This is a genomic window from Halomicroarcula saliterrae, assembly GCF_031624395.1.
Taxonomy (GTDB): Archaea; Halobacteriota; Halobacteria; order Halobacteriales; family Haloarculaceae; genus Haloarcula; species Haloarcula saliterrae.
Genome location: NZ_JAMQON010000003.1, coordinates 386,294 through 408,797 on the forward strand (window position 1 = coordinate 386,294; position 22,504 = coordinate 408,797).

Genomic DNA, 22,504 nt, shown 5'->3' on the forward strand with positions numbered 1-22,504 from the left:
TTTCACTCCGCCATACCAACCTTCTTAGGCCAGCCCGCACTAACCCTGTACACTCAGATGGCGACCGCCGAGAACACCGAGCTCATCGACCGTTTCGAGGAGTTCTACCGCAACTACTACCGCAACGAGATCGGTGAGCTCGCCCAGAAATATCCGAACGACCAGAAGTCGCTGTACATCGACTGGGACGACCTCTACCGCTTCGACCCCGATCTGGCCGACGACTACCGCACGAAGCCCAGTCAGCTGCAGGAGTTCGCCGAGGAGGCGCTGCGACTGTACGACCTGCCCGTCGACGTCTCGCTCGGGCAGGCCCACGTCCGCGTCCGAAACCTTCCGGACTCGGAGGATATCCGCGAGATACGCCACGAACACCACGGGAACCTCATCGCGGTACAGGGCATCGTCCGCAAGGCGACCGACGTGCGGCCCAAAGTCACGGAGGCCGCCTTCGAGTGCCAGCGCTGTGGCACGCTCACCCGGATTCCACAGGCCGCCGGCGACTTCCAGGAACCCCACGAGTGCCAGGGCTGTGAGCGCCAGGGTCCCTTCCGGCTCAACACCGACCAGTCGCAGTTCATCGACGCCCAGAAGATCCGGGTCCAGGAGTCCCCCGAAGGGCTGCGTGGCGGCGAGACGCCCCAGTCCATCGACATCAACGTCGAGGACGACATCACCGGTACGGTGACCGCGGGCGACCACGTCCGCGCGACCGGCATCCTCAAGCTCGACCAGCAAGGGAGCGACCAGGACAAGTCCCCGATGTTCGACATCTACATGGACGGTGTCAGCATCGTCATCGAGGACGAGCAGTTCGAGGACATGGACATCACCGACGCCGACAAGAAGGAGATCGTCGAGCTCTCCAACGAGCCCGACATCTACGACCAGATGGTCGGCGCCATCGCGCCCTCCATCTACGGCTACGAGAAGGAGAAGCTCGCGATGATGCTCCAACTGTTTTCGGGCGTCTCCAAGCAGCTTCCCGACGGGTCGCGTATACGTGGGGACCTCCATATGTTGCTGATAGGGGACCCTGGTACGGGGAAATCGCAGATGTTGTCGTATATCGAACAAATCGCACCGCGGTCGGTGTACACCTCGGGGAAGGGGTCCTCCAGTGCAGGGCTAACCGCGGCAGCTGTCCGGGACGACTTCGGCGACGGCCAGCAGTGGACCCTCGAAGCCGGGGCCTTGGTCCTCGCGGACCAGGGTATCGCGGCGGTCGACGAGCTGGACAAGATGAGCCCGGAGGACCGGTCGGCGATGCACGAAGCCCTGGAACAGCAGCGCATCAGCGTCTCCAAGGCCGGTATCAACGCCACGTTGAAATCGCGCTGTTCGCTGCTGGGTGCGGCAAACCCCAAGTACGGCCGCTTCGACCAGTACGAGCCCATCGGCGAGCAGATAGACCTCGAACCCGCCCTGATTTCGCGGTTCGACCTCATCTTTACCGTCACCGACAAGCCCGACGAGGAGAAAGACCGGAACCTCGCACAGCACATCGTCCAGACCAACTACGCGGGCGAACTCCACACCCACCGGACGAACAACCCGACCTCGAACTACTCCGAGGAGGAGGTCGGCAACGTCACCGACGAGGTGGCCCCGACCATCGAACCCGAACTCCTCCGGAAGTACATCGCCTACTCGAAGCGAAACTGCTTCCCGACGATGACCGAGGAGGCCAAGGAGACTATCGAGGACTTCTACGTCGACCTGCGGATGAAAGGTCAGGACGAGGACGCTCCTGTCCCCGTGACGGCCCGGAAACTGGAGGCGCTCGTCCGACTGGCGGAGGCGTCGGCTCGCATCCGGCTCTCGGACACCGTCGAGGAGAGCGACGCCGACCGCGCGGTCGAGATCGCCCACTACTGTCTGAAGGAGATCGGCGTGGACCCCGAGACCGGCGAGTTCGACGCCGACGTGGTCGAGACGGGCACCTCGAAGAGCCAGCGGGACCGCATCCAGAACATCCGCGGCATCATCAACGACATCGAGGACGAGTACGACGAGGGCGCGCCCATCGACGTCGTCGTCGAACGCGCGGAGGAGGTCGGCATCGACGAGTCCAAGGCCGAACACGAGATCGAGAAGCTCAAACAGCGCGGCGAGGTGTACGAGCCCCGCACGGACCACCTCCGAACGACCTGATGGACCGGATCAGCGCGCTCAGAAACGTCGAGGAAGCGCTCGCGGCATTCGAGGACGGCGAGTGCTCGCTCTCGGAGCTCGAAGCCGACGTTCGCGGGGTGTTGCGGACCTACGCGGCCGACTTCGAGGGCGACCTGCGGGCCTATCGCGCGAGCGGAACGGGGCCGGTCGACGGGCTCGTCGTTCTCGCCCCCTCCTCGGCGGCGGCCCGCGACCGGGTCGCCGCGCTGGTGGACGACCCCGGCGAATTCACTGTCTCACCGGCCGAGTGAGGTTGCCGGCCGTGCTTCGCGCAGCGGTTCCTCACCGACGAGTGGCGAATCTATCCGGCCGTGAGAGCCGGTATACAGGGAAGCTGTTTTGGTGACGGGGGGTGAGTACCCATCCTATGAGTGAGCTGCGTGCGGCGGTCGGTGACGCCACGGCGGCGCTGGTGTGTGCCTCGTCGATGGGGCCGGAGAACGGCTGTCTGGAGCTGCTGTCCGCGGCGACCGCGGAGACGACGGTGCTGTGGGTCACCTACACCCGCTCGCCCTCGGACTGTCTGGAGCACTATCGCGAGGCCGGCGCTGCGGGGTCGCTGTCGGTCATCGCCGTCGGCGACATGTCGACCGACACGCCCGACGCAGCGGACGTGACTGTCAAGTCGGTCTCGACGCCCGACGACCTGACGGGACTGGGTATCACGCTCAGTCAGGCGCTTTCGACCCACGAGGACGCCATCATCTGTTTCGACTCGCTGACCGTGTTACTCCAGTACGTCGACCACGAGACGGCCTACGAGTTCCTCAACGCGGTCACCGGCCACCTCTATGCGGCCGACGCCAGAGCGCACTTCCACCTCGACCCGGCCGCCCACGACAGCCAAACCGTCGACGCGCTCGCGTCGCTGTTCGACGTCATCGTGGAGCGCGACGACGGCGAGTGGTCGGCCCGTCGCCGGAGATTGTTGCACCAGAGCTAGCACAAATTTTAATCACGGGACCGCCGTCACTCCGGCCCGTGTTACTGGTCGTCACTTACACGCGCGGCGCGCGCCGCGACCTGCGGAACGTCTGTCGGGCCCACGAGACGTGTGTCGTCCGGCAGTTCGGCAGGGCCGCGCTGCTCTCCGCGACGGAGTTCGGGGCGTTTCAGGCGCTCAGGCTCCGCGAGAAACACGGCCTCGACGTCCAGATAGAGCGGGTTCGCCCGTTCGAGCCGAGCGACGTCCCGGCCCGCGTCCGCGAGGCCGCCACGGCATACGAGAACCGTGCGAACGCGTCGACGCCGTACCGGCAGTTCGCCGCCGGGCGGGAGCTGCCCTCCGTCGAACAGCTGCGGGGTGAGGAGCTGTGAAGCTGTGCGTCCGTGGGACGACCTACGAGGGGACCGCCGTCGACCTCCGGCACCGACCCGTCGACGGCGGGGCCGTGGCCGCGGCCGTTCGCGGCGAGCGGTGGCTCCCGGCCGTCGACGCCCCGCCGGCCCCGCTGGTGTACCACTACTGCGGTCACGCCCGGCCGGGCATGGGGCTCAGGACGAAGACGGCGCTCGCGGCGGCCGCCCGGTCACGGGGCCACGAGACCGCCTACGACGACGAAATCACGGCGCTGCGCGAGAGACTGGCCGCCCTCGACCGCTCGGAACCCGAACTCCCCAGCGCTCGCGACCCCGTCGACGGCGAGCGTCTCGCCGAGTTGCGGGAGACGGTCGCAGCGGCGCGTGGCCGGCTGCAGGCCCGCGAGGCGGTCGGGGCCGAGACGACCGCGGTCGAACAGGCGGTCCGTGAGGCCACCCGGACCCTCTCGGAGCGCGAGACCGAGCGGACGGCCGCCGAAGAGAGCCGCCGACAGCGACGCGAGCGGGCCCGGGGGTACCGGGACCGGCGGGCGGAACACCGACGCCTCGCGGACCGACTGGCGAACCGCCGGCGTGACGCCCGGCGCGAACTCGTCGCGACCGTCTCCGACCGGTTCGCGACGGCGCTGGACGCCCTCCCCGGGCCGACGCCGAGCGACCCCTTCGACGCGCCGGCGGTGCCGGCCGCGCTGGCGGTTCTCCGGCTGGCCCGGACCGACGCGCCCGTGGTGCTCGAAACCGACCGCTTCCGGAGCCCGGCGGCCGCGGCCGACCGGCTCGGGGCCCCGGTCGTCCGGTGCTGAGATTTAAGTCCGAACGGGCGACCACTCCTCGCCATGGTTACGTTCGACTGTACGACCAGCCACCACGACGGAGTGACGCTGGTCGCCGCCTACCTGCGTGATATCGAGGTGCCCACCCGGGTGGCCGTTCGGAATCGCCTCGACGGCCCGGTGTGGCCGCCCCGGAGCGAGGGGCTGCCCGAGGCGGGCTGGACCGAGACCGGCTTCTCGGGCGTCGTCGGTTCCGGGTCGACGGCGCTGGGCTATGCGACCCCCGCCCCGCCCGCGGAACCGCCGGCCGAACTCGTCGACGCCGTCACGGTCCCCGACGCCGAGCGAACCGAGACGCCGGCCGACGTCGTTCGCGAACTCGGCGACCCGTCGCCGCCGAGCGATGCGATTCCGGCCGCGGACGGCCCGGGGACAGCGGCCCCGAGGGCCACCGACTCGCTCGCTCCGGCGGTCAATCAGCCGACCACTGACGGCCCCGAGACACGGGGGGCCTCGCTCGCGGACGCGCAGGACACCGACTCGTCGGTCGAGCCAGCGCCCGACAGCCCCGACGAGCGGGCACAGCTCCCGTCGGCCGTCGGCCCGTGGATGGCAGAGATGGCCCGCCGAGTCGAGACCGCCGAGGCCCTCTCGGCGGCGGAGACCGTCCCCGACGCGACGGACGCGGTCCGCGATGCCGGCGGCCTGGCCGAGGTGCGGGCTCTCGCCGACGCACCCGACGAACGGCGACTCCGACTGGTCGCCCGTCGTGCCCGTCGGCTCGCACAGCGACGGTCGGCAGCGACGGTTCCGGTCGAGACGCTGTCGACACTGGCATGATTCTGGCCGTCACTGGGGGGAAAGGCGGCGTCGGGAAGTCGACGGTCGCCTACAACCTCGCGGCCCAGCTCGACGGCGTCGTCGTGGACGGCGACCTCGCGATGGCCGACCTCCCGGCGAGCCACGGCCCGGACCTCCACGACGTGCTGGCTGGCCGGGCCGCGGTCGAGGAAGCGGTCCGCGAGGACGGACCGGTGACGATGGTTCCCTGCGGCCGCACGCTCGCCGGCGCGCGGGCCGTCGAGCCGACGCGACTGGCCGACGCCCTCGAACGGCTCGACCGCGCTCACCGCTGGGTCGTCGTGGACTCGCCGGCCGGGCTCCGTGCCGACGTGGGACTCCCCCTTTCGGTCGCCGACGCGACGGTGCTGGTGACGACGAACTCGACGGCCGCCGTCGCCGACGCCCTGCGGGTCCGCGAGCTGGCCAGGGAACTGGACGCCGGGCTCTGTCGGGTGGTTCTCAACCGGACCGGACCGGAGCCCGCGACCGACTCCGTCGCCGACCGGTTCGGGGCGCCCGTCGTCTCGGTCCCCGACAGCGACGACCTCGCGGCGGCACAGCGCCACGGCCACCCGGTCGACCGGACGGCGCCCGACTCGCCCGCGGCGAACGCCTTCGAGGCGCTCGCGGCCGCCGTCTACTCCTGTAGCTCCGTGTAGGTGTTCCGCAGCGTGACGGGGGTCACGTCGGCCGCCGCGGCGGCGTCGGCCTGCGTGAGTTCGACGTCCCGTTCCTGGGTCGCGGTGTAGAGACACGCGGCCGCGACGCCGGCCGGGTTTCGACCGCCGATGAGCCCACGCTCCCGGGCCTCGTCGACGAGTTGCTCCGCCCGGTTTCGGACGCCGTCCGGCAGGCCGAGCGCCGTCGCAAAGCGCGGGACGTACTCCCGCGGGTCGATGGGCCCCGTCGGCAGCCCCAGCTCGCGGTTCAGCGCGTCGTAGGCCGCCCGGAGTTCGTCGGGGTCGGCGCGGGCGGCTCGACAGAGCTCTTCGACGGTCCGGGCGACCCCCTCGGTGCGACAGGTGGCATACACCGTCGCAGCGGCGAACCCCTCCAGCGAGCGACCTTGGAGCAGGTCCGCCTTCTGTGCCGACTCGAAGAGGACGCAGGCCCGGTCGCGGATGGCCGCCGAGAGCCCCAGCGAGCCGACGATGCGCCGGATCTCCGTGAACGCGTACACCTGATTGCGCTCGCGCTTTGAGCTGACCTGTGCCCGGCGGTGTTGCCGTCGCAACCGCGCCATCTGCCGGCGCTTGCGCCCCTTGAGCCGTGTCGACCGGCCGATCTCCGTCGAGAGACCACGGTCGTGTCGCGACCGGGTCAGTGGCGCGCCGGTGCGGGCGCTGTCGGTGTCGTCGTCCTCGAAGTTCCGCCACTCCGGTCCCCGGTCGATGCTGTCCTCGCCGACGACCAGCCCGCAGTGGGAACACACGGTCTCACAGCCGTCCTGTTTCAGCGCTCCGTCACACTCCGGACAACCCGACGTTGTCGTGCTCATACTCGACGCTACGCTCGCCGGGATGGTTAAAAAACCGACGGCTCGGGCGGTTAGCGGCCGATTCAGAGCTAAATCACCTACCGGTTACCGGTAGGTAACAGCTCCGGCCGGAGGCGCGTTCGCTCCGACGAGCGCCACTATTAAATTCCGAGCGGCAGAAGCAGATACCAATGGGGCTCGCCGAGATCGCCGCCGGCATCGAAGTGACCGAGCACCAGCGCGAGCACGGCGTCGCGGCCGTCGACGACACGGAGTCGTCGCTGGCCGAGCGGCTCCGGCCGTTCGCCGACCAGTTGCCCTGTGGCCCGGACGCCGCGGCGACCGTCGTCGACGCGTACGCGAGCGGTCGCGCCGTCGACGACTGCGGTCACGTCGCCGACGTGCCGCCGGTGACCGCCGCCAAGACGCTCCACCTGCTGGGCGAGCAGGTGTCCCCGGTCGGTCCACAGGGCCGCGATATCGTCGACGATTGGCTCGACGGGCGCCTCTCCCGCAGCGACGCGATGGCGCTTGCCGGCGTCGGCGAGCGCACCTTCGCCCTGGCGGCCTACGTCGAGAGCCACGACCCGCTGCCGGAGGCCCGCGACGCCGTGGAGGGGGCGCTCGAAACGGAGGACGAGGACCCGCTGGGGGAGGCGCGCAGCGACGTCGGCGAGCTGCTGTGAATCCCTGTGTGAACGAAATCTGGGCTACGTCGCTGTTGGTCGACGTCGGCGAGCTGCTGTGAATCCCTGTGTGAACGAAATCTCGGCTACGTCGCTGGTAAAGCGTCGGCGAGCTGTTGTGACTCCTGTGTGAACGAAATCTGGGCTACGTCACTAGTTCTGTCACTCTCTCGGCTGGACCACGCTTTTCACCTCTCGACGAGAACCCGGGGGTATGTCGGCATCCGAACTGGCGGCGGCAGTTGGCCGGGCCCTCGACGTGGACGCCGAGGCGTTCCACGCGACGGCGCGGGAAGAGGCCACCCAGCTCAAGGAGGAGATACGCTCGGGGACTTTCGACAACACCGAGGCCATCGTGGGGATGGAGCTCGAACTGTACGCCGTCGACGACCGGACCGACGCGTTGCGGCGGGTGCCACGCCAGTTGCTGGAGCTCATCGGCTTCGAGAAGGAACTCGGGCTCCACAACGCGGAGATGCAGACCAGCCCGCAGCCGCTGAACTCCCACGGGCTGGCCGCCCAGCGCGACGAGCTGAAGGCGTCGCTGTTGCCGGCACAGCAGCGCGTCCAGAGCGAGGGGATCCGGCTGGTCTCGGACGGGATGTGGACCGTGCCGCCCAACGGCGAGACCGGGCGTGAATACCTCTGTGACTGCGTCGAGGAGGACGGCGTCCGCATCGGGACGAACATGACCGACGCGGTGCGGTACCACACGATGGCCAACACCGGCTACCCGTCGGCGTTTGCACTCGACGCACCACACGTCTCGCTGTCGGCCGAGACGGTGATGCCCGAGTCGCTCATCACCTCTATCCAGCCCCACTACCAGATTCCACACGCGCCGGACCTCCCCGAGTACTTCAGCTACGCGCTGCGAATCGCCGCGCCCGTGCTCGCACTGGGCGTCAACTCCCCCTTCTTCCCGCCGGACCTCTACGACGACGCGCCGGACGCCGACATCGTCGCGGACGCACACATGGAGAACCGCATCGGCGTCTTCGAGTCCGTCCTGAACCCGCCCGAGGGCGACCCGACGCCGCCGAAAGTGTGTTTCCCGCCGGACTTCGACAGCGTCGAGGAGGCCATCGACGACATCGTCGAGGACGACACTATCGTCCCGCGACGCCTCCAGTCCGGGACCCGCTTCGACGACGACTTCGTTCACTTCCGGCACAAACACGGTTCGTACTGGCGGTGGGTCCGCCCGGTGTTCGAGGGGCCGACGCGGTCGGCGGCCAACGCCCGCATCGAGTTCCGGCCGCTGCCCGCCCAGCCGACCGTCGACGACGCCGTCGCCTTCGAGGCGCTCGTCGCCGGGCTGATGGAGAGCCTGGTCCGCTTCGAACACCCGATCCAGTCGTTGGACTGGGAGACCGCCAAGTCGAACTTCTATGCGGCCACCCGGGACGGTCTGGAGGCGGACATCGAGTGGATTACCGCCGACGGCGCGACGACGACCGCGACGGACAAGATATACGGCGAGCTGTTCGAGCACGCTCGCGAGGGGCTCGAACAGCGCGGGCTCTCGGCCGAGGCCGCCCACGAGTACATCCGACCGCTGCGCGAGCGCGTCGACCGACGCGTGACGCCCGCCCGCTGGAAACACGACTACGTCCGCCGCCGCGTCGAGGAGAACGTCCCGCTCGCGGAGGCCATCTGGGGGATGCAGGCCGCCTACATCCGCCAGCAAAAAGAGACGCTGCTCGAGGGGACCTTCCTCGACTGGCTCGACCGATGAGACTCTCCGACACCGAACGGCGCCTGGTGTGGCTCGCGAGCGGGCTCGCCGGTCTCGTTCATCTACTCGTCCCGGGCCTCTTGCTCCGACTCGCTCGCGTGGCCTATCGCTGGGGCCTCGCCGTCGAGTTCGACCCGAAATCGGGGGCGAAACGGCGCGTCCGACTCGTCGGCGTCGGTTTCCTGCTGTTCGCCGCCGTCCTCCGTCGGCTCCTACAGCGCTGATTCGACGTAGTCGACCGCGTGCTCGGCGCTCTCCACGCTCCTGATTCCTTCGAGGGTATAAGTACCGACACCAGCGACGGGTCGGCCCATATCGAGGGCGTGGCCCAGCTCCGAGAGCGTCCCGTTACTGCCGTCGACGGCAATAACAGCGTCGCCGTTCAACACCACGAGCACGTTCCGAGCGTTTCCCATCCCGGTGGCGACGGCCGTCTCGACGTCTTCGTTCGCAGCGGCTCGCTCCTCTCCGGGCAGGATACCGATCGTGTGACCGCCCGTCTCCCGGGCGCCCGAACAGACCGCGTCCATGACACCGCCGAGCCCGCCACAGACGACCTCGTGGCCGCGCTCGCCGAGCAACTCGCCGACGCGGTGTGCCTGTCGGTACTGGTCGTCAGTCACTGTCGAACCGCCGATAACGGAGACGCGCATACTCCGGTTACCGACCGGAGCGAAAAGAACCCCTCCCTCAGAGCTGGTCGAGCCAGTCCTGACACTGCGACGGTGACGCGTTGGTGATTTCGGCGAGCGCCGCGGCGTCGTACTCCGTGAGGTCCTCGACGGTCTGGATGCCGGCGTCGTGGAGGCGGTCGGCGTAAGTCGGGCCGATGCCCGAGACGGTGTCGACGTCGGCGGCCAGTTCGCCGCCCTCTTCGGCGGCGACGGCCTCGTCGGCCGCGTCCGCGGCGTCGGCCGCCTCGCTTGCGGCTTCGGCGACCTCTTCGACGGCTGCCCGGGCGTCGTCCTCGGGGGACTCGACCTCGATGTCGACCTCGTTCCGGTGGTTGCGCTCCCGGTACCACTCGCCGACGTCCGGCCAGAGGTTCTCGTGTGTCGACGAGGAGACCGACAGGCCGATGTGGCCCGTCGAGTACTCCATCGTCGTCGTGTCGTCGCTCGCGACGACGTCGTTGAACGGCTTGGAGGCCTCCGAGGGGACGAGGTGGTCGTACTCGCCCATCAGCTGGAGCACGGGCATGTCGATGTTCGCGAGGTCGACGTGTTTCCCGTCGAGCTCCAGCTCGTTCCTGTAGAGCTTGTTGTCCTGATAGATGTCTTCGAGGAACTGGACGTAGGTCTCGCCGGCGACGTCGATGCCGTCGCCGAGCCACTTCTCCATCCGGCCGAAGTTCTGGACGAACGACTCGTTCTCGATGTTCTCGGCGAAGCGGACGTACTTCGAGACGTAGTTCTCGACGGGGTCCATCAGCGCAAAGCCCACGTCGAGCATCTCTGCGGGGACGTTGCCGAAGGTGTCGGTCACGTCGTCGGGGTCGTAGTACTCCCCGGCGCCCCACTCTTCGAGGACGCCACCGGTCTGGTCGAAACAGAGGCCGGCGGCCATCAGGCCCAGCGCGTTGACCTTCTCCTTGTGGAGGGCCGAATACATCACCGACATCGTCCCGCCCATACAGTAGCCAAGCAGGTTGATGGCGTCCTCGCCCGAGCGCTCGCGGACCACGTCGACGCAGTTGTCGATGTAGCGGTTGACGTAGTCGTCGAGCGTGAGGTGCTGGTCGAGCCGCGAGGGCTCGTTCCAGTCGATGAGGTAGACGTCGTGGCCCGCTTCGAGCAGGCGCCGGACGACCGACCGCTCCTCCTGCAAGTCCAGGATGTACGGGCGGTTGATGAGCGCGTAGACGATGAGGATGGGAATCGACTCCTCGTCCTCCTCGTCGACCTCGATGCCGGCGGCCTCGGCGTCGTAGTGGAGCAGTTCGAGCTTGTTCTCCTCGTAGACGACATCGGAGGGTGTCTGGCCGACCTCGACGGACTCCATCAGTTCGAGTCGCTCGTCGGCGACCGACGCGGTGTCGACGGCGTCTGTCATCGACTCCAGCGTCTTGCGCTGCCAGTCGAGCGCGGCCGCGAACGGGCTGTAGTTACTGGACATGAGTTATTCGAGCTCTTCGATGATGCGGTCGAGCTTCTGTTCGACCGCGTGCTGGCGCCGTTCCAGCTCGACGAGGCGCTCGGCGACCTCGTCCATGTTCTCCCGGGTCGGGAACCCCATCTGGGCGATGGCGTCCTGATTGAGCTCCTGGGCCTCCTGTTGCATCTCCATCATCGACTCGACGAGCTGGCCGTTCGCTGCGGCGAAGGCCGACGTGCCCATCACGTGCTTGAACGCCTCGTTGGCCGACTTGAGCCAGATATCACGGAACTCGGCGGGGTCGACATCCTCGCCCTGTGCGGCGTCGGTCGAGCGTTCTATCATCTGTTCGGCCGCGTCGACCCACTCCTCGTAGGCCCGGTTGTACCCCTGCATCCCCTCGGAGAGTTCGTCTTCCGCGGGGATGGAGTCCTCGACCGCGTCGGCCCACGATTCGACGAAGGTCGCCTGTGCCTTCATGTTCTGCTCCATGGAGTCGGCGACCGCCGTGTTCATCTCCTCGACCATTTCGGTCCACTCGTCTTGCATCTGGTTTGTATCGCTCATTGGTGTACTATCGTCTTCTGGCGCACAAAAAACGGCTGGTTCGTTACGCCTCGACGGCGTCAGCGGCCTGGGCCTGCACTTCCTCGACCTGCGACTGAATCTCCTCGACCTGCTCTTGGACCTCTTCGAGCTGGGCGCCGAACTGCTCGGCGACCTCGACGGACTGGGACTCCAGTTCCTCGTGGGCCTCGACGAGCATCGACACCTGCTCGTCGACGGCGGTGACGTAGTCCTCGGTCATCTCGTCGTAGGCCTCGACGCCTTCGAGCATCTCGCTCTCGACGTTGTCGAAGACTTCGGCGTGGTTTTCGAGCAGGAAGTCGTACTGCTCGTCGACGGTCGCGCGGACCTCGTCGATGGTGCCGGCCATGCCGGGCACGGTGGTCTCGATGGTGTCGAGGTAGCTGTGGAAGGCGGTCTTCGAGAGCTCGACGCTGCGGCGCTGGGCCGACTCCTGGGTGTCGAGGCTGTCGATGAACGCCTCGTTGACGTTCTGCTGGAAGCTGACGGTCTGTTCCAGGGCCTTCTGGCTCTGCTCGATCGTCGCACGCTGCATCTCGAAAGCGGTCGTGACGGGGGTGGTGTAGTCTACCATTGGTGTATTACTCCGTGTTGTTCGTGACCGGGAGGACGACTGTCTGGACGATGTCACCTTCCTCGATGCCGAGCGCCTCGCGCTCCGCGTCGGGGATGCTGATTCGGCCGCCGCTCTGGACGCGAGTTTTGAACGTCGCCATCTGGCTCATCGCACCCAACTGATTCATATCGAAACTCGGCATGCCGCCGCTGGCGAACAACTGCTTCATCATCTGTTGTTGCTGTTCCATCGCGTTCTCGCTCGCCTGCTGCATCCCCTTGAACATCGGGGGCCACATCAGACCATCGTCCTCGTCGGCCATCGGTATCAGTCACTACTCCCTTCAGTGACTTAAAACTTTCCGTACTTTACCATCTGATGCCATTGAATGGTATTGGGTGGTATAGAGTTCTCAGCAGCCACGAGCGCCGCGCTCCGCCACGCAGCGGGCGTCAACAGAAATCTATACTGCCGTTGACGCAGGGTAGAAGCCGTCTCGTGGCCATAGAGTGGAATTTAACACCAAGGTTTAATAGCCCGACCCCTAAACACCATTTATCAATGAGTTCTGAATCACAGCGGAACCCGCTTCTGGACACGTGGACCGAGACATCTTCTCACATGTTCAACAGTGTCGTCGCAGCGAACCGAGCGGCGTTTGCGGCGTTCGGCGTCCAGTCCGACGACGACCTCCCGACGCCGGCGGAACGCATCGAACCGGACGAGGACCTCCCGGAGTGGCACGTAACCATCTCCGAGGACCACCCCGACAGTCTCGGCGTCGGCGACCGCATCGAGTTTACGAAGACCATCTCGGACAACGACGTCAGACAGTTCGCCGCCGCGAGCGGCGACACGAACCCCCTCCACCTCGACGACGAGTTCGCCGAACAGACCCGGTTCCGCGGTCGCATCGCACACGGGACCCTCGTCGGGAGCCTCATCAGCGCCGCGCTCGCGCGCCTGCCGGGACTGACCATCTATCTCTCACAGGACCTGGAGTTCCACAACCCCGTCCGCATCGGCGACCGACTCACCGCCGAATGCGAAATCGTCGAGGACCTGGGCGACGAGCAGTATCGACTGACCACGCGCGTCCGCGAGGACGATACCGTCGTCATCGACGGCGAAGCCGTCGTCCTCATCGACGAGCTCCCCGACGACAGCTGAACCCGGCTCACTCCGTCGTCGCACAGAACGACCGCATCGTCTCGTTGAACCACTCCGGGCGCTCCCGGGGCGGGTTGTGACCGCAGTTCTCTACGAGTTCCAGTCTGCTCTCGGCCACTGACGAGGCCGCTCGCCGGGACCACGACGGCGGCAAGAGCGGGTCCTCGTCGCCGTGAATCAGCAGCGTCGGCACCGCGAGCTCGGCCAGTCGGTCCGCGTAGTTGGTCCGGAAGCCGGTCCGCTGGAACTCGCTGCGCTGCCAACGGCGCATCGCCCGGACGGTCCGGCGGTCGACGACGCTGTCCACGTCCTCGACCAGCTGCTGTGGCGGCTCCGTGGCCCCCATGCTCCGCAGGCCGGCCCGTATCGCCGGCTTCGAACTGCTCACGCCCTGCCAGAGCATGTTCCCCAGCATCGGCGTCTGCAGGATGCCACTCGCGGCCGTTCGCCAGTAGGCGTCGCTCCCGAGCCCGTAGCTGTTGACCAGCGCCAGCCGCTCGACGCTCCCCCCGTCGAGCGCGTGGCCGAGCGCCAGCGCCCCGCCCATCGAGAGCCCCGCCATCGCGGGTTCGTCCACGTTCACGGCGTCGAGGAACGCCTCGACGGTCGCCAGATAGTACGGGGTCGTGTACGTGCGGTCGGGTTTGTCGCTCTCGCCGTGGCCCGGCAGGTCCGGGGCGTAGACGGTCCGCTCCTCGGCCAGCGCCGGGAGGGCGTGGCGCCACGACACCGTGGCGGCGTCGAGCCCGATTCCGTGGAGGAAGACGAGGGGCGGCCCGCTGCCGCCGGTTCGGTAGTGGAGGTCCACGTCGTCACCGTCGACGGTCAGTTCGACGCGCTCTGACGTGATTGCTGAACTCATTGTCAGCGTTCGGGGCCCGCGGCGGATGAGACTTTCCGTCAGACGTGTCAACGGCACTGCCATCCTCGGCCTGCAGCCGTCTCACGGCGCCGGGAACTGTGTGCGAGAGACTGTTCACTCCCTCTCTGTATCACCGCTCTCGTAGGCGCCGTTCCGTTCCAGCCGGGCTTTCTGCCGAACTACCGAGGGCGTCCGGCACCGGCCGGGCTCGCCGGTGACCTGCGGGACGGTGCAGTTGTTGCAACTCGCACACAGCGCGTCGCGGCCCGCGAGCAGCCGCGCGCCCAGCCGCGGCTCGGCGTAGAACGGCCGGGCCATCCCCACCATGTCCGCCGCCCGCGCCCCCTCGGCACCGAGATACCGGTCGCAGTCGGCCCGCGTCCGCAGCCCGCCCTCCAGCAACACCGGCACGTCGACCCGCTCGCGGACCCGCCGACAGAACTCGGCGTTCCAGCCGGGCTCGCGGTCGAAACGGCGGGCCTGGAGGCGATTGAGGAGCGCGACCGCCCGCGCGCGATATCGCCCGCCGAAGGCCGCCGCGTACTCGTCTCGCAGCTCGCTCGCGTCCCACGCGCGCTCGGGATAGGCGCCCCGGACGATGCTCATGTCCCAGAACGTCGAGACCTCGACGGGCACGACGGCGTCGTACCCGATTTCGGCCAGCCGAGCGGCCATCTCGACGGCCTCGCTCCGGGAGAGACACCGCCGAACGAAACCGGGTGCCGCGGTCTCGGCAGGCACCTTCGTCACCAGCGCCACGTCGCCGGCGTGCGCGCGGACGGCGTCGTGGACTTCCTCCAGAAACCGGACGCCGTCGGCGAACTCGTCGTCCCGGCGGTTGTAGAACGGCGAGAGAAACTGCTGGATCAGGCTCATGTTCGCCGCCGAGAGGTGGATACCGTCGTACCCGGCGTCGACGGCGTAGCCCGCACACCGACCGAACTGCTCGGCGAGGTCGTACACCGCCGCAGTCGGGAGCACGCGGGGCCGCAGGGAGACCAGTCCCAGCCGGTCGAGCGCCCGCAGCTGCCACGGCGGCCGCGAGACGGCCAGCTGTCGCTCGTCGGGGTGGCGCTCGCGGTAGCCGGCGTGCCACGTCGCCATGCTCCGCAGGCCGCCGTGGGCGAGCTGGAGAAATATCTTGCCTTCGTGTGCATGAATTGCGTCGGTGAGCCCCTCCAGTCGCGCGACGAACTCCGGGTCGTGGACTCGCGTCATGTTCGGGGCGGCACAGCCGCCCTCCGGCGTGACGATGCTGGCCCCCTGAAAGACGAGCCCCACGCCCGAGGCAGCGGTGGGTTCCAGTTCGTCGACGAGCGTCTCGACGGCCCCCTCGCCGTTGCCGGCACACTCGAGCACTGGCGCCCGGTAGAGCCGGTTGGGGACGGTACAGCCGCCGATGTCGAGCGAGTCGCCGAGCTCGGTCACTGGCATCTGGGCCGCCGTTCGTCCCCGTGCTGTCCGACCATGTGTGTCGATAGCACGGCGTTGACAAAACGGCGTCGTTCGGGACCGGGACTCACGGGTCGCTTCGCTCCCCGTTCGCGTCTATCGAGGAATCTCACTTCGTTCGATTCCTCGCTACTTCTCGACGACGAGCAACGCCACCCGCTCGCGGACGGCGTCGGCAAGCGTCCCCTCGGTAGCCGCGAGTTCGGTGTCGGTCACGTCGAAGAAGTCCCTCACGCGGTCGGCGTCGTACTCGCCGAGGGTATCGGCGGGGGCGAATCGGTCGCGCAGTTCCGCCGCGGCCGTCTCGGTGTCTTCGCTCTCCCCCACGACGACCGCGACCACCGGGCACTCCCCTTCGCCGACGCCCATCGCCAGCGCGCGGTTTATCTGGCGCCGTCCGGCGGCGTACAGCAGTATCTCGACGCCGAAGTCGTCGGCGATGGTGTCGCCGCGCTCGCGGGCGCGCTCCGCCAGGTCGACCGCCCGTTCGAGGTGGGCCCGGTCGACGACGCAGCGAGCGTCGAAGGCCTGAATCGTCACGCCGTGGGCCTCGCCGATGGCGTCGAGTCGCGTGACGAACTCGCCGACGTCCGTGATGTCCGCGACGCCTTCGACGACCTCCATCAGAAGTCCCCCAGGCTGGACTGGTCGTCGCTCGTCTCGTCGTCGTCCTCTTCCTCGCCGTCCCGCGGTGACTCCTCGTGGACCTCGACGTCGGGGTCCGGTTCGACGCCCTCCATCGAGGGGTTCCGGTGGCCGGCGTTTTCCAGCACGTTCTCGGCGGTCTTCCGCCGGCCTCGCAGCGCCGCCAGCACGACCGGTTTCGCGGCGTCGCGCAGCTCTGCGCGGTCGCCGATACCGGCCTCGAACAGCCGGCGGGCGCGCTTTCGGCCGACCCCCCGAACGCCGGCGAGGTCGACCAGTTCCTCCCGGACGCCGTGTTCGACGCGGATGCGGGCCTGACTGATGGCGCGGGCGGCGTCCGAGTCGACCTCGCCGGCCAGCGACTCGGCGGCCCCCAGCAGCCACTGGGCCGTCTCGACTTTCCCGCGGATGTCGCCCGGACCGACGCCGTAGCGCTCCGTGATGGTCTCCTCGTCGACCTCGCTGGCCCAGTCTTCGAGCAGCCGGGCGGTCTTGAGCGCCGAGAGCCAGTCCTCGAAGCGCTCGTCCTCGAACTCCGAAGGCGTCGGCCCAAGCAGTTCCGCCTCGCGTTCGTACAGCTCCATCTCGTACTCCTCGCGGTCGCCCGACCGGAGGTAGAGCTGGTACATGTCCGGCGTGCGCGAGACGAGGTGGTAGAGCCCGAGCGCCGAGATGTCCTCGGGGTCGGCCTCGGTCTCCTCGGCGAGTTCGCTCGCCGTGCTGAACGCGCCGTCGGCCGTCGCGTCCACGGGCTCGTCGCTCGCCTCCGGCTCGCCCGCGTGGCGCGCCCAGTACTCCAGCCCGTCGACGATTTCGGCGGCGCTCATCGGGTCCAGATAGAGTCTGGAGACGGTGTGGCCCAGCGACGTGGCGTCGAGCTCCCCTGCATTCACTTCGAGGAAGCCGTTCCGCTCCAGATACGTCAACACGTCGTCGACGACGCGCTCTAACCGACCGCCTTGGTCGGTCTGGCTGGCGTAGAGCGTCTGTTCGAGGAATTCGAGGAGTTCCGTCCGGGAGCGAGCGAAGCCCGAGGAGACGGTCGCGAGGATGTGGGTCCTGAGTGCCGGTTCGGCGGCGAGTTTCGACCGCACCGGCTCGGGGTCTGCCCAGACGTACCGCTCGAACAGCTCGTCGAGTTCGTCGTGGCTGCTGGCCACGAGGACGGCCTCGCCGTAGGGGTCCAGTCCCGGTCGGCCGGCCCGGCCCATCATCTGGTGCACTTCCAGCACTGAGAGGGGGGCCATCCCGCCCGCGCTCCCGTCGTAGCGGCGCCAGTCCCGGACGACGACCCGGCGAGAGGGCGTGTTGACCCCGGCCGCGAGCGTCGGCGTCGCACACACCACTTTGACGAGCCGGTCCTGAAACGCCTGCTCGACCAGTTCCCGGTGGCCCCGCGCCAGTCCGGCGTGGTGGAACGCGGCGCCGTCCGCGACGGCGTCGGCGAGGTCGTCGCTGGTCTCGGTGTCGCTCACGTCCCGGATGTCGGCGGCGATTCCTTCGAGCTGGCCCTTCTCGTCGCCGCTCAGGTGGGGCCGGACCGTGCTCGCCAGCCGGCCGGCTGCGGCCTCGGCGTTGCGCCGGGAGTTGACGAAGACGAGCGTCGAGCCGCCTTCTTCGGTTACCTCGCCGTCCTCGCCGTGGTCGTCCTGCAGCGTGTCGCGGACGACGGCGGCGGTGGGTTTCTCGCTGTTCTGGACCGCCAGCCGCTGCTGGCTCCCGTCTTCGAGGTGAAGCGCCTGCCCGTAGTGGACCCCCTTCTGGAGCTCGATGGGGCGCCAGTCCGAATCCACGAGCTCGGCGTCGAGCCACTCGGCCAGCTCTTCGGCGTTGCCGATTGTCGCGGAGAGGGCCACCGTCTGCAGGTCGGGGTTGAGCCGCCGGAGCTTGGCGAGCGTGACTTCCAGCGTCGGGCCGCGCTGGCCGTCGTCGACCAGATGGACCTCGTCGCTGACGACGCAGGTCAGGTCCTCCAGCCACGGCGCGTCGTTTCGCACGAGGGAATCGACCTTCTCGCTGGTGGCGACGACGATGTCCTTGTCGCCGAGCCAGCCGCCGTCGGACTCGTAGTTGCCCGTCGAGACGCCCACGGAGAGCCCGTACTGCTCGAACTGCTCGAACTCGGCTTGCTTCTCGCTGGCCAGCGCCCGGAGCGGGACGATGTAGAGGGCTTTTCCGCCGCGAGCGACGGCCGACAGCATCGCTAGCTCGGCGACGAGCGTCTTCCCGCTCGCCGTCGGAATGGCGGCGACGATGTTGCCGCCCTCGGTCACCCCGGATTCGACGGCCTCGGCCTGTGGGGGGTACAGTTCCTCGATGCCCTCGGCGCGTAGATGACCGGGGAGCCAGTCGGGGACTCCCGGCAGGTCCGCAACGTCCATTACCCCGTCGTTGGGTCCCGCTTCGATTTAAACTGTCGTGATGCGTTCCCCCGAACCGTTTTTATGGCTGGTTGCCATCGCGAGAGTATGGGAACCACCGTCGACGGTGCCACCGATTCGGCCCGGATTCTGCTCGTCGACGACCAGCCCGACCTCGCGGAGGTGACCGCGCTCCACCTCGAGGACCGCCGCGACGCCTTCGACGTCCGGTTCGTCACCGACGGCCCGACGGCCCTGGAGTTCCTCGACCGAACGGCCGTCGACTGCGTCGTCAGCGACTACGAGATGCCCGGGATGGATGGCCTGGAGCTCCTGCGGGCGGTCAACGACCGGGAGCCGTCGCTGCCCTTCATTCTCTACACCGGCCGGGGGAGCGAGGAGATAGCGAGCGAGGCCATCAGCGCCGGCGTCACTGACTACCTCCAGAAGCGGACGACCAGCGACCAGTACGACGTGCTGGCCAACCGGGTCGAGAACGCCGTCGCCCGCCGCCGCTCCGAGCGGGCCCGCGAGGAGTCCGAGGGCCGCTACCGAACGCTGGTCGATGCCTCCCCTCACGCCATTCTCGTCCACTACGGGGAGGACATCGTGTACGTCAACGACACCATGGTCCGGCTGTTCGGCTTCGCGACCCAGTCACAGGCCCACGGCACCGAGGCGATGTCGTACGTCCACCCCGACGACCGCGACGCCGTCCGCGAGCGGATGCGCCAGGTGCTCTACGACCGGGGCGAGTCCGACTGGATCGCTTGGCGGCTGCTGCGCGACGACGGCGAAATACGCGAGGTCGAGAGCCGCGGGACACCGGTGGTCTACGACGGGCAGACGGCGGTGCAAGTGGTCGTCCGCGACCTCACCGACCAGCGCCGTCGCGAACGCCAGCTCGGCGCGCTCAACGATGTGCTGGGCGACCTCTCGGGAGCCGGCTCGCGGACTGCCGTGGGCGAGACCGCCGTCGACGCCGCCGTCACACTGCTTTCGGACCCGCTCGTCGGCGTCTTCGAGGACGTCGAGGGGGAACTCCTCGAACTCGCGACCGGGGGAACCGACGGCGACGCGTTCCCCATCGACAGCCGGGGTCTCCCAGAAGACAGCGTCGAGATGGCCACGTATCGCACAGGCACGCCGCGGGTCGTCGACGGCTACGCCGGCCGCGAGGACCGGCTCACGCCCGGTGTCGCGACAGCTTTCCTGTTTCCGCTCGCCGACCACGGGCTCCTCTGGGTCGGCTCGACCGGCTCTCGGGGCTTCGCGCCGACCGACCGGGACCTGCTCGAAATTCTGGGCCGCTCAGTCGTCGCCGCCCTCGACCGTCTCGACGACTGATAGGGGCGGTCGTAGCTCGTTTCGGGGTCGCGCCCGCCCGGTGTCGCCGCGCAGGGAAACCGCTACAACGACTCCCGTGAGGACAACGCCTTTGTCCGTCACCGGCGAAACTCGCGTATGCAAATCGAATACGACCGGGACACCTGCATCGGGATGTTCCAGTGTGTCGCGGAGTGGGACGGGTTCGAACGCGACGAGGACGCCGGCAAAGCCGTGCTCGTCGACGGCGAGGAGACCGAGGACGACATCTTCGTCCGCGAGGTCCCCGAGGACGCGGAGTTCGACGCGAAGTTCGCCGCGCGGGCCTGTCCGGTCGAGGCCATCACAGTGTACGACGACGACGGCGAACAGCTGATTCCGTGAGTCACCACGGCTGGACCTCGATGTCGCTTCGGGCGAGCGCGAACACGGCGCCGAGCCCGACCACCGGGACGACCACGAGCAGCCCCGACACTGCTGTCAGGACCCACACGAGGTTCACGAGCAGTCCCACGCCGAAGGCATACGAGACGGTGACGTACGCCGCTCGCCAGGAGAGCCGTCGGTTTCGCAGGTCCTCGATGCCGTCGGTACGGACGTTCTCCAGCCCCAGCCAGTCACAGACGATCCAGTACCCGTCACCGTGGATGAGGGGGTTCAGCGCGAACACCACGTGTCCCGCCACGGTGAGCAAGACGAGCGTGACGAGCCGCGAGCCGGGGTCGAGAAACGCCAGCGCGACGAGCGGGAGCGCGGCCACAAGCTCCAGTAGCGGCCCGGCGAGGTTGACCCACACCCGGCGGCTCCGGGGAAGCATCCAGGCGCCGGTCGTGTCGGTGACCACTGCCGGGAGGACGCCGTTGACGAGGTCGACCCGTATCGACGGGTCGAAGTGGTGCGCACTGACCGCGTAGTGACCGAGTTCGTGGACCGCGACGTACGCCGCGGCGAGACCGACCGCCGCCACGACGTCGACGACGGTGAGCCCTGCGAGGAACGCTGAGGACAGGCTCGGGAGGACGTGGGCGACACCGACAGCGACGACCGCCACGAGGCAGACGAACAGCCCTACTCGGGGCCAGAGCCGGACCCCGGCCGGCGGCACGAGCCTGACGACGGGGTCGCCCTCCCGGAACACGCCCGACTCGATGTACGACTCCACCAGCGCAAGCGCCTCCTCTGCCGTGGTCCCGGCCGTCTCGACGACTACCGTGCCTCCGTCGGCCTGTTCCCGCAACTTCGGGAGCGGCACCGACCCGCGCGCGACCGCCGTCAGCAGGTCCACGACGGCCCGGTTGACGGTCCGGAACCCGCCGTCGGGCTCCCGGAGAAAGTACGTCCCGTCCACGGTGCCCCAGACGAACCCGTACGCGGTGTCGTCGTGTTCGACCTCTCGCTCCATACTCACGAGACGAGATACGCGGCCAGTTCGTCGGCGACGTCGGTGATGCCCGCCGAGTCGGGGAGCATGAACCGGCCGCCGGGGTTGGTTTCCATGAGCGCGTACGAGCCGTCCGGCCGGCGGCGGAGGTCCACCGCCGAGTGGGCCATCGGGGCGGCCTCGACCGCCCGACGCACGTCCCGGCGAACCGGGACCGGGAGGTCGACCGCGTCGGCACCTATCTCCCCGCCGGGGGCGTTCTTGAACGTAAAGGCCGCCTCGTCGTGGGTGTACTTGAACGCGCCGACCACCGTGTCGTCGGTCACGTAGGCTCGCACGTCCTCGCCGGGGACGAACGCCTGGAACAGCACCGGCGTCGTCAGGTCGTCGAGCCGGTCGGCCTCGTCGGTCGTCATGACGTGTGCCCCGCCGACGCCGCCGATGGCCTTGTAGACGACCCTCCCGTGTCGCTCCAGGAACGACCTGGCCGTCTCGGAACTGACCGTGGCGACCGTCTCCGGGACGTCGATACCGAGTGACCCGTACACGTCACAGGCGTACGTGGTCCGCTCTTCCCACTCCAGGGCGTCGTGGGTCGGCACCACCGTCACCCCGTGGTGTTCCAGCGACGCGAGCAGCCCTTTGCACAGCCCACGGTACTCCCGGAGCTGTGTCAGCGCCGCGAACGGGTTCTCGTCCTCGCTGACACAGCCGTCGATACCGTCCTCGATAGCCGGAACGAACAGGGAGTTGGCCTTGACGTACACCCCCTGTATCTCGTCGATGTCGAACGCCCGGTCACCGAACCTGACCCTGTCGGCCTCGATGTCGTGTGTCAGTGGTCGGTCGCTCGGCCACTCGTCGACGTCGACGGTCACCACTGACTCGCCGTGGTCCCTGACGGCGTCCCGAAGCAGGTCGAACTCGTGGCCCCGGTCACGCCCGAGTAGCATGACTGTCATACGACGTCGTGTCGAACGGCGAGGAAATAATCCTTTCCGACAGGTATAAAATCAGCATCTTTAACATGTAAAATGTATCTACTATATGCAAATTTA

General features: G+C 68.2%; 25 protein-coding genes. 13 read left to right on the top strand and 12 right to left on the bottom strand.

Going from position 1 to position 22,504, the window contains the following annotated elements; genetic code table 11:
* The first annotated feature begins 57 nt into the window (after positions 1 to 57).
* The 7 genes from NDI56_RS13180 (at position 58) to NDI56_RS13210 (ending at position 5,770) form a co-directional block, all read left to right on the top strand.
* Positions 58 to 2,154, top strand: a complete 2,097-nt coding sequence (locus NDI56_RS13180; RefSeq protein WP_310920005.1) for a minichromosome maintenance protein MCM — start codon at positions 58 to 60, stop codon at positions 2,152 to 2,154.
* Positions 2,154 to 2,426 (top strand): DUF7854 family protein, encoded by a 273-nt coding sequence (locus NDI56_RS13185; RefSeq protein ID WP_310920006.1) that lies wholly within the window; start codon positions 2,154 to 2,156, stop codon positions 2,424 to 2,426. The genes NDI56_RS13180 and NDI56_RS13185 overlap by 1 nt, the downstream gene beginning before the upstream one ends.
* A gap of 116 nt (positions 2,427 to 2,542) precedes the next feature.
* Entirely contained in the window at positions 2,543 to 3,118 is a 576-nt protein-coding gene (locus NDI56_RS13190; protein WP_310920007.1) for a DUF7504 family protein, read from the top strand.
* A gap of 38 nt (positions 3,119 to 3,156) precedes the next feature.
* The gene (locus tag NDI56_RS13195) at positions 3,157 to 3,492 is read left to right on the top strand and encodes a DUF7855 family protein (protein ID WP_310920008.1); all 336 of its coding nucleotides are present in this window, start codon (positions 3,157 to 3,159) and stop codon (positions 3,490 to 3,492) included.
* On the top strand, positions 3,489 to 4,298 hold the full coding sequence (locus NDI56_RS13200; protein WP_310920009.1) for a DUF7856 family protein: 810 nt from the start codon (positions 3,489 to 3,491) through the stop codon (positions 4,296 to 4,298). Before NDI56_RS13195 ends, NDI56_RS13200 begins: the two co-directional genes overlap by 4 nt.
* A 33-nt stretch (positions 4,299 to 4,331) precedes the next feature.
* Positions 4,332 to 5,108, top strand: a complete 777-nt coding sequence (locus tag NDI56_RS13205) for a DUF7857 domain-containing protein (RefSeq protein WP_310920010.1) — start codon at positions 4,332 to 4,334, stop codon at positions 5,106 to 5,108.
* Positions 5,105 to 5,770 (top strand): MinD/ParA family ATP-binding protein, encoded by a 666-nt coding sequence (locus NDI56_RS13210; RefSeq protein ID WP_310920011.1) that lies wholly within the window; start codon positions 5,105 to 5,107, stop codon positions 5,768 to 5,770. Before NDI56_RS13205 ends, NDI56_RS13210 begins: the two co-directional genes overlap by 4 nt.
* On the opposite strand, the gene NDI56_RS13215 is transcribed toward NDI56_RS13210, so the two are convergent.
* Positions 5,749 to 6,609, bottom strand: coding sequence for a transcription initiation factor IIB (locus tag NDI56_RS13215; protein ID WP_310920012.1), 861 nt, complete (start codon positions 6,607 to 6,609; stop codon positions 5,749 to 5,751). The genes NDI56_RS13210 and NDI56_RS13215 overlap by 22 nt on opposite strands.
* Positions 6,610 to 6,779: 170 nt before the next feature.
* On the opposite strand from NDI56_RS13215, the gene NDI56_RS13220 reads away from it, so the two are divergent.
* The 3 genes from NDI56_RS13220 to NDI56_RS13230 all read left to right on the top strand — a co-directional run bounded on the left by NDI56_RS13220 (position 6,780) and on the right by NDI56_RS13230 (position 9,236).
* A complete protein-coding gene (locus NDI56_RS13220) occupies positions 6,780 to 7,274 on the top strand; it encodes a DUF7858 family protein (protein ID WP_310920013.1) in 495 nt (164 codons plus the stop codon).
* 214 nt (positions 7,275 to 7,488) lie between these two features.
* On the top strand, positions 7,489 to 9,012 hold the full coding sequence (locus tag NDI56_RS13225) for a glutamate-cysteine ligase family protein (RefSeq protein WP_310920014.1): 1,524 nt from the start codon (positions 7,489 to 7,491) through the stop codon (positions 9,010 to 9,012).
* Positions 9,009 to 9,236, top strand: coding sequence for a hypothetical protein (locus NDI56_RS13230; protein WP_310920015.1), 228 nt, complete (start codon positions 9,009 to 9,011; stop codon positions 9,234 to 9,236). The genes NDI56_RS13225 and NDI56_RS13230 overlap by 4 nt, the downstream gene beginning before the upstream one ends.
* Here the strand turns inward: NDI56_RS13230 and NDI56_RS13235 are convergent.
* From NDI56_RS13235 to NDI56_RS13255, 5 genes are read right to left on the bottom strand one after another with little or no spacing between them, the layout of a single operon-like run.
* On the bottom strand, positions 9,225 to 9,665 hold the full coding sequence (locus NDI56_RS13235) for a TIGR00725 family protein (RefSeq protein ID WP_310920016.1): 441 nt from the start codon (positions 9,663 to 9,665) through the stop codon (positions 9,225 to 9,227). The genes NDI56_RS13230 and NDI56_RS13235 overlap by 12 nt on opposite strands.
* A gap of 37 nt (positions 9,666 to 9,702) precedes the next feature.
* On the bottom strand, positions 9,703 to 11,127 hold the full coding sequence (gene phaC / locus NDI56_RS13240; RefSeq protein WP_310920017.1) for a class III poly(R)-hydroxyalkanoic acid synthase subunit PhaC: 1,425 nt from the start codon (positions 11,125 to 11,127) through the stop codon (positions 9,703 to 9,705).
* Between the two features lie 3 nt (positions 11,128 to 11,130).
* The gene (locus NDI56_RS13245) at positions 11,131 to 11,673 is read right to left on the bottom strand and encodes a poly(R)-hydroxyalkanoic acid synthase subunit PhaE (RefSeq protein WP_310920018.1); all 543 of its coding nucleotides are present in this window, start codon (positions 11,671 to 11,673) and stop codon (positions 11,131 to 11,133) included.
* A gap of 43 nt (positions 11,674 to 11,716) precedes the next feature.
* Complete coding sequence (locus NDI56_RS13250; RefSeq protein WP_310920019.1) at positions 11,717 to 12,268, bottom strand: hypothetical protein; 552 nt, start codon at positions 12,266 to 12,268, stop codon at positions 11,717 to 11,719.
* 7 nt (positions 12,269 to 12,275) lie between these two features.
* Positions 12,276 to 12,572 carry an AbrB/MazE/SpoVT family DNA-binding domain-containing protein gene (locus NDI56_RS13255; RefSeq protein WP_220588406.1) on the bottom strand — a complete coding sequence of 99 codons (297 nt, stop codon included), beginning with the start codon at positions 12,570 to 12,572 and terminating at the stop codon, positions 12,276 to 12,278.
* A gap of 299 nt (positions 12,573 to 12,871) precedes the next feature.
* On the opposite strand from NDI56_RS13255, the gene NDI56_RS13260 reads away from it, so the two are divergent.
* Positions 12,872 to 13,420, top strand: a complete 549-nt coding sequence (locus NDI56_RS13260; RefSeq protein ID WP_310920135.1) for a MaoC family dehydratase — start codon at positions 12,872 to 12,874, stop codon at positions 13,418 to 13,420.
* Positions 13,421 to 13,427: 7 nt separating this feature from the next.
* Here the strand turns inward: NDI56_RS13260 and NDI56_RS13265 are convergent, their stop codons facing one another.
* The 4 genes from NDI56_RS13265 to NDI56_RS13280 form a co-directional block, all read right to left on the bottom strand.
* Positions 13,428 to 14,282 carry an alpha/beta fold hydrolase gene (locus NDI56_RS13265; protein ID WP_310920020.1) on the bottom strand — a complete coding sequence of 285 codons (855 nt, stop codon included), beginning with the start codon at positions 14,280 to 14,282 and terminating at the stop codon, positions 13,428 to 13,430.
* Positions 14,283 to 14,396: 114 nt separating this feature from the next.
* A complete protein-coding gene (locus NDI56_RS13270) occupies positions 14,397 to 15,716 on the bottom strand; it encodes an oxidoreductase (protein WP_310920021.1) in 1,320 nt (439 codons plus the stop codon).
* A gap of 147 nt (positions 15,717 to 15,863) precedes the next feature.
* The gene (gene cgi121 / locus NDI56_RS13275) at positions 15,864 to 16,358 is read right to left on the bottom strand and encodes a KEOPS complex subunit Cgi121 (protein ID WP_310920022.1); all 495 of its coding nucleotides are present in this window, start codon (positions 16,356 to 16,358) and stop codon (positions 15,864 to 15,866) included.
* On the bottom strand, positions 16,358 to 18,760 hold the full coding sequence (locus NDI56_RS13280) for an ATP-dependent DNA helicase (RefSeq protein ID WP_310920023.1): 2,403 nt from the start codon (positions 18,758 to 18,760) through the stop codon (positions 16,358 to 16,360). Before NDI56_RS13280 ends, cgi121 begins: the two co-directional genes overlap by 1 nt.
* A gap of 87 nt (positions 18,761 to 18,847) precedes the next feature.
* Here NDI56_RS13280 and NDI56_RS13285 point away from each other — a divergent pair, with 87 nt between their 5' ends.
* Positions 18,848 to 20,086 carry a response regulator gene (locus tag NDI56_RS13285; protein WP_310920024.1) on the top strand — a complete coding sequence of 413 codons (1,239 nt, stop codon included), beginning with the start codon at positions 18,848 to 18,850 and terminating at the stop codon, positions 20,084 to 20,086.
* 117 nt (positions 20,087 to 20,203) lie between these two features.
* On the top strand, positions 20,204 to 20,449 hold the full coding sequence (locus NDI56_RS13290) for a ferredoxin (RefSeq protein WP_310920025.1): 246 nt from the start codon (positions 20,204 to 20,206) through the stop codon (positions 20,447 to 20,449).
* 1 nt (position 20,450) lies between these two features.
* Here the strand turns inward: NDI56_RS13290 and NDI56_RS13295 are convergent, their stop codons facing one another.
* Both NDI56_RS13295 and NDI56_RS13300 read right to left on the bottom strand, forming a co-directional pair.
* Positions 20,451 to 21,467 carry a hypothetical protein gene (locus tag NDI56_RS13295; protein ID WP_310920026.1) on the bottom strand — a complete coding sequence of 339 codons (1,017 nt, stop codon included), beginning with the start codon at positions 21,465 to 21,467 and terminating at the stop codon, positions 20,451 to 20,453.
* 2 nt (positions 21,468 to 21,469) lie between these two features.
* Positions 21,470 to 22,408, bottom strand: a complete 939-nt coding sequence (locus NDI56_RS13300; protein ID WP_310920027.1) for an ATP-grasp domain-containing protein — start codon at positions 22,406 to 22,408, stop codon at positions 21,470 to 21,472.
* Positions 22,409 to 22,504 lie beyond the last annotated feature (96 nt).

What these genes read in the sequence shown, in the direction of transcription:
- NDI56_RS13180 (WP_310920005.1), top strand. Translation starts at nt 58, where the DNA reads ATGGCGACCGCCGAGAACACCGAGCTCATCGACCGTTTCGAGGAGTTC.
- NDI56_RS13185 (WP_310920006.1), top strand. Translation starts at nt 2,154, where the DNA reads ATGGACCGGATCAGCGCGCTCAGAAACGTCGAGGAAGCGCTCGCGGCA.
- NDI56_RS13190 (WP_310920007.1), top strand. Translation starts at nt 2,543, where the DNA reads ATGAGTGAGCTGCGTGCGGCGGTCGGTGACGCCACGGCGGCGCTGGTG.
- NDI56_RS13205 (WP_310920010.1), top strand. Translation starts at nt 4,332, where the DNA reads ATGGTTACGTTCGACTGTACGACCAGCCACCACGACGGAGTGACGCTG.
- NDI56_RS13210 (WP_310920011.1), top strand. Translation starts at nt 5,105, where the DNA reads ATGATTCTGGCCGTCACTGGGGGGAAAGGCGGCGTCGGGAAGTCGACG.
- NDI56_RS13215 (WP_310920012.1), bottom strand. Translation starts at nt 6,609, where the DNA reads ATGAGCACGACAACGTCGGGTTGTCCGGAGTGTGACGGAGCGCTGAAA.
- NDI56_RS13220 (WP_310920013.1), top strand. Translation starts at nt 6,780, where the DNA reads ATGGGGCTCGCCGAGATCGCCGCCGGCATCGAAGTGACCGAGCACCAG.
- NDI56_RS13225 (WP_310920014.1), top strand. Translation starts at nt 7,489, where the DNA reads ATGTCGGCATCCGAACTGGCGGCGGCAGTTGGCCGGGCCCTCGACGTG.
- NDI56_RS13230 (WP_310920015.1), top strand. Translation starts at nt 9,009, where the DNA reads ATGAGACTCTCCGACACCGAACGGCGCCTGGTGTGGCTCGCGAGCGGG.
- NDI56_RS13235 (WP_310920016.1), bottom strand. Translation starts at nt 9,665, where the DNA reads ATGCGCGTCTCCGTTATCGGCGGTTCGACAGTGACTGACGACCAGTAC.
- phaC (WP_310920017.1), bottom strand. Translation starts at nt 11,127, where the DNA reads ATGTCCAGTAACTACAGCCCGTTCGCGGCCGCGCTCGACTGGCAGCGC.
- NDI56_RS13245 (WP_310920018.1), bottom strand. Translation starts at nt 11,673, where the DNA reads ATGAGCGATACAAACCAGATGCAAGACGAGTGGACCGAAATGGTCGAG.
- NDI56_RS13250 (WP_310920019.1), bottom strand. Translation starts at nt 12,268, where the DNA reads ATGGTAGACTACACCACCCCCGTCACGACCGCTTTCGAGATGCAGCGT.
- NDI56_RS13255 (WP_220588406.1), bottom strand. Translation starts at nt 12,572, where the DNA reads ATGGCCGACGAGGACGATGGTCTGATGTGGCCCCCGATGTTCAAGGGG.
- NDI56_RS13260 (WP_310920135.1), top strand. Translation starts at nt 12,872, where the DNA reads ATGTTCAACAGTGTCGTCGCAGCGAACCGAGCGGCGTTTGCGGCGTTC.
- NDI56_RS13265 (WP_310920020.1), bottom strand. Translation starts at nt 14,282, where the DNA reads ATGAGTTCAGCAATCACGTCAGAGCGCGTCGAACTGACCGTCGACGGT.
- NDI56_RS13270 (WP_310920021.1), bottom strand. Translation starts at nt 15,716, where the DNA reads ATGCCAGTGACCGAGCTCGGCGACTCGCTCGACATCGGCGGCTGTACC.
- cgi121 (WP_310920022.1), bottom strand. Translation starts at nt 16,358, where the DNA reads ATGGAGGTCGTCGAAGGCGTCGCGGACATCACGGACGTCGGCGAGTTC.
- NDI56_RS13280 (WP_310920023.1), bottom strand. Translation starts at nt 18,760, where the DNA reads ATGGACGTTGCGGACCTGCCGGGAGTCCCCGACTGGCTCCCCGGTCAT.
- NDI56_RS13285 (WP_310920024.1), top strand. Translation starts at nt 18,848, where the DNA reads ATGGGAACCACCGTCGACGGTGCCACCGATTCGGCCCGGATTCTGCTC.
- NDI56_RS13290 (WP_310920025.1), top strand. Translation starts at nt 20,204, where the DNA reads ATGCAAATCGAATACGACCGGGACACCTGCATCGGGATGTTCCAGTGT.
- NDI56_RS13295 (WP_310920026.1), bottom strand. Translation starts at nt 21,467, where the DNA reads ATGGAGCGAGAGGTCGAACACGACGACACCGCGTACGGGTTCGTCTGG.
- NDI56_RS13300 (WP_310920027.1), bottom strand. Translation starts at nt 22,408, where the DNA reads ATGACAGTCATGCTACTCGGGCGTGACCGGGGCCACGAGTTCGACCTG.